The sequence below is a fragment of the Serratia sp. H1w genome, from assembly GCF_000633355.1.
Classification (GTDB): domain Bacteria; phylum Pseudomonadota; class Gammaproteobacteria; order Enterobacterales; family Enterobacteriaceae; genus Chania.
In genome coordinates this window covers 1-5,071 of record NZ_AYMQ01000030.1, presented here as the reverse complement: position 1 = coordinate 5,071, position 5,071 = coordinate 1, and the positions used below count along the sequence as shown (strand labels likewise).

2 tRNA genes and 2 rRNA genes are annotated in these 5,071 nt (G+C 52.3%); all 4 read right to left on the bottom strand.

The annotated features are described in order from the left end of the window. Window positions 1-27: 27 nt before the first annotated feature. Window positions 28-2,935, bottom strand: a 23S ribosomal RNA gene (locus U869_RS0104730). A gap of 220 nt (window positions 2,936-3,155) precedes the next feature. Further along, window positions 3,156-3,231 (bottom strand) — tRNA-Ala (locus U869_RS0104725). A 105-nt stretch (window positions 3,232-3,336) separates the two neighbouring features. Continuing rightward, window positions 3,337-3,413: transfer RNA gene (locus tag U869_RS0104720), tRNA-Ile, on the bottom strand. A 75-nt stretch (window positions 3,414-3,488) separates the two neighbouring features. Further along, window positions 3,489-5,029 (bottom strand): 16S ribosomal RNA (locus U869_RS0104715). Together the 16S and 23S rRNA genes with 2 tRNA genes alongside form the textbook arrangement of a ribosomal RNA operon. Between the last annotated feature and the right edge of the window lie 42 nt (window positions 5,030-5,071).

Here is a 5,071-nt window from a genome sequence, read left to right as displayed (position 1 = left end):
ATCTCTTCAAAACACCTTTGGTGTTGTAAGGTTAAGCCTCACGGATCATTAGTACTGGTTAGCTCAATGCATCGCTGCACTTACACACCCAGCCTATCAACGTCTTAGTCTTAAACGTTCCTTCAGGGACCTTAAAGGCCCAGGGAAGACTCATCTCGAGGCAAGTTTCGCGCTTAGATGCTTTCAGCGCTTATCTTTTCCGCACTTAGCTACCGGGCAGTGCCATTGGCATGACAACCCGAACACCAGTGGTGCGTTCACTCCGGTCCTCTCGTACTAGGAGCAACCCCTCTCAATCTTCCAACGCCCACGGCAGATAGGGACCGAACTGTCTCACGACGTTCTAAACCCAGCTCGCGTACCACTTTAAATGGCGAACAGCCATACCCTTGGGACCTACTTCAGCCCCAGGATGTGATGAGCCGACATCGAGGTGCCAAACACCGCCGTCGATATGAACTCTTGGGCGGTATCAGCCTGTTATCCCCGGAGTACCTTTTATCCGTTGAGCGATGGCCCTTCCATTCAGAACCACCGGATCACTAAGACCTACTTTCGTACCTGCTCGAGCCGTCACTCTCGCAGTCAAGCTAGCTTATGCCTTTGCACTAACCTCACGATGTCCGACCGTGATTAGCTAACCTTCGTGCTCCTCCGTTACTCTTTGGGAGGAGACCGCCCCAGTCAAACTACCCACCAGACACTGTCCTCACCCCAGATTATGGGGCCGAGTTAGAACATCAAACATTAAAGGGTGGTATTTCAAGGTTGGCTCCATGCAGACTGGCGTCCACACTTCAAAGCCTCCCACCTATCCTACACATCAAGGCTCAATGTTCAGTGTCAAGCTATAGTAAAGGTTCACGGGGTCTTTCCGTCTTGCCGCGGGTACACTGCATCTTCACAGCGAGTTCAATTTCACTGAGTCTCGGGTGGAGACAGCCTGGCCATCATTACGCCATTCGTGCAGGTCGGAACTTACCCGACAAGGAATTTCGCTACCTTAGGACCGTTATAGTTACGGCCGCCGTTTACTGGGGCTTCGATCAAGAGCTTCGCCTTGCGGCTGACCCCATCAATTAACCTTCCAGCACCGGGCAGGCGTCACACCGTATACGTCCACTTTCGTGTTTGCACAGTGCTGTGTTTTTATTAAACAGTTGCAGCCAGCTGGTATCTGCGACTGGCTTCAGCTCCGAGAGCAAGTCTCTTCACTTACGCGCCAGCGTGCCTTCTCCCGAAGTTACGGCACCATTTTGCCTAGTTCCTTCACCCGAGTTCTCTCAAGCGCCTTGGTATTCTCTACCTGACCACCTGTGTCGGTTTGGGGTACGATTTGATGTTACCTGATGCTTAGAGGCTTTTCCTGGAAGCTTGGCATCAACTACTTCTGCACCGTGGTGCATCGTCATCACGCCTCAGGGTTAGTAAGCAACCGGATTTACCAGGTCACTCCCCCTACACGCTTAAACCGGGACAACCGTCGCCCGGCTAGCCTAGCCTTCTCCGTCCCCCCTTCGCAGTAACACCGAGTACAGGAATATTAACCTGTTTCCCATCGACTACGCCTTTCGGCCTCGCCTTAGGGGTCGACTCACCCTGCCCCGATTAACGTTGGACAGGAACCCTTGGTCTTCCGGCGAGCGGGTTTTTCACCCGCTTTATCGTTACTTATGTCAGCATTCGCACTTCTGATACCTCCAGCAAACCTCACAGTTCACCTTCAACGGCTTACAGAACGCTCCCCTACCCAACAACGCCTAAGCGTCGCTGCCGCAGCTTCGGTGCATGGTTTAGCCCCGTTACATCTTCCGCGCAGGCCGACTCGACCAGTGAGCTATTACGCTTTCTTTAAATGATGGCTGCTTCTAAGCCAACATCCTGGCTGTCTATGCCTTCCCACATCGTTTCCCACTTAACCATGACTTTGGGACCTTAGCTGGCGGTCTGGGTTGTTTCCCTCTTCACGACGGACGTTAGCACCCGCCGTGTGTCTCCCGTGATAACATTCTTCGGTATTCGGAGTTTGCATCGGTTTGGTAAGCCGGGATGGCCCCCTAGCCGAAACAGTGCTCTACCCCCGAAGATGAGTTCACGAGGCGCTACCTAAATAGCTTTCGGGGAGAACCAGCTATCTCCCGGTTTGATTGGCCTTTCACCCCCAGCCACAAGTCATCCGCTAATTTTTCAACATTAGTCGGTTCGGTCCTCCAGTTAGTGTTACCCAACCTTCAACCTGCCCATGGCTAGATCACCGGGTTTCGGGTCTATACCTTGCAACTATTCGCCCAGTTAAGACTCGGTTTCCCTACGGCTCCCCTATACGGTTAACCTTGCTACAAAATATAAGTCGCTGACCCATTATACAAAAGGTACGCAGTCACACCACGAAGGTGCTCCCACTGCTTGTACGTACACGGTTTCAGGTTCTATTTCACTCCCCTCGCCGGGGTTCTTTTCGCCTTTCCCTCACGGTACTGGTTCACTATCGGTCAGTCAGGAGTATTTAGCCTTGGAGGATGGTCCCCCCATATTCAGACAGGATGTCACGTGTCCCGCCCTACTCATCGAACTCACAGAATGTGCATTTTAGTGTACGGGGCTATCACCCTTTGCTGCGCGACTTTCCAGACGCTTCCACTAACACACAAACTGATTCAGGTTCTGGGCTGTTCCCCGTTCGCTCGCCGCTACTAGGGGAATCTCGGTTGATTTCTTTTCCTCGGGGTACTTAGATGTTTCAGTTCCCCCGGTTCGCCTCGTATGGCTATGTATTCACCATACGATAGTGCAACGAATTGCACTGGGTTTCCCCATTCGGGTATTGCCGGTTATAACGGTTCATATCACCTTACCGACACTTTTCGCAGATTAGCACGCCCTTCATCGCCTCTGACTGCCTAGGCATCCACCGTGTACGCTTAGTCACTTAACCTCACAACCCGAAGGTGTTTCTGTAAACAGAAGACACTGTCGTGCTGTTTATTTGAGAGACTCTATGACAGGTTAATCCTTACCCCAATACATCTACGGAGGGATAAGTTTCAGCTGTCATGTTTCAATTTTCAGCTTGTTCCAGATTGTTAAAGAGCAAAATACTTCGCAGCATACTGTTGCCAGCACACTCTGAAGTATTATCAAGGACCATATGGATATGGTGGAGCTAAGCGGGATCGAACCGCTGACCTCCTGCGTGCAAGGCAGGCGCTCTCCCAGCTGAGCTATAGCCCCATACAGTCACTTGCAGAAACCTTTATTACCCATCGCTCAGGCACAACATGCTCACAGGGCATTTACGTTGTAAACGACCGCGCATCACGCAGCACGAGTGAGGATTGGTAGGCCTGAGTGGACTTGAACCACCGACCTCACCCTTATCAGGGGTGCGCTCTAACCACCTGAGCTACAAGCCTATAAAGGTATTTCTGCTCGTTACTTTTTCATCAGACAATCTGTGTGGACACTGCACTCAACTGCATATCTTTAGGTAAGGAGGTGATCCAACCGCAGGTTCCCCTACGGTTACCTTGTTACGACTTCACCCCAGTCATGAATCACAAAGTGGTAAGCGCCCTCCCGAAGGTTAAGCTACCTACTTCTTTTGCAACCCACTCCCATGGTGTGACGGGCGGTGTGTACAAGGCCCGGGAACGTATTCACCGTAGCATTCTGATCTACGATTACTAGCGATTCCGACTTCACGGAGTCGAGTTGCAGACTCCGATCCGGACTACGACATACTTTATGAGGTCCGCTTGCTCTCGCGAGTTTGCTTCTCTTTGTATATGCCATTGTAGCACGTGTGTAGCCCTACTCGTAAGGGCCATGATGACTTGACGTCATCCCCACCTTCCTCCGGTTTATCACCGGCAGTCTCCTTTGAGTTCCCGCCATTACGCGCTGGCAACAAAGGATAAGGGTTGCGCTCGTTGCGGGACTTAACCCAACATTTCACAACACGAGCTGACGACAGCCATGCAGCACCTGTCTCACAGTTCCCGAAGGCACCAATCCATCTCTGGAAAGTTCTGTGGATGTCAAGAGTAGGTAAGGTTCTTCGCGTTGCATCGAATTAAACCACATGCTCCACCGCTTGTGCGGGCCCCCGTCAATTCATTTGAGTTTTAACCTTGCGGCCGTACTCCCCAGGCGGTCGACTTAACGCGTTAGCTCCGGAAGCCACGCCTCAAGGGCACAACCTCCAAGTCGACATCGTTTACAGCGTGGACTACCAGGGTATCTAATCCTGTTTGCTCCCCACGCTTTCGCACCTGAGCGTCAGTCTTTGTCCAGGGGGCCGCCTTCGCCACCGGTATTCCTCCAGATCTCTACGCATTTCACCGCTACACCTGGAATTCTACCCCCCTCTACAAGACTCTAGCTTGCCAGTTTCAAATGCAGTTCCCAAGTTAAGCTCGGGGATTTCACATCTGACTTAACAAACCGCCTGCGTGCGCTTTACGCCCAGTAATTCCGATTAACGCTTGCACCCTCCGTATTACCGCGGCTGCTGGCACGGAGTTAGCCGGTGCTTCTTCTGCGAGTAACGTCAATGAACGGTGCTATTAACACCGAACCCTTCCTCCTCGCTGAAAGTGCTTTACAACCCGAAGGCCTTCTTCACACACGCGGCATGGCTGCATCAGGCTTGCGCCCATTGTGCAATATTCCCCACTGCTGCCTCCCGTAGGAGTCTGGACCGTGTCTCAGTTCCAGTGTGGCTGGTCATCCTCTCAGACCAGCTAGGGATCGTCGCCTAGGTGAGCCATTACCCCACCTACTAGCTAATCCCATCTGGGCACATCCGATGGTGTGAGGCCCGAAGGTCCCCCACTTTGGTCCGAAGACGTTATGCGGTATTAGCTACCGTTTCCAGTAGTTATCCCCCTCCATCGGGCAGTTTCCCAGACATTACTCACCCGTCCGCCGCTCGTCACCCAGGAGCAAGCTCCCTGTGCTACCGCTCGACTTGCATGTGTTAGGCCTGCCGCCAGCGTTCAATCTGAGCCATGATCAAACTCTTCAATTAAAAGCTTGATTTGCTGCAACTCGTGCAGCGATGCTCGAAAAT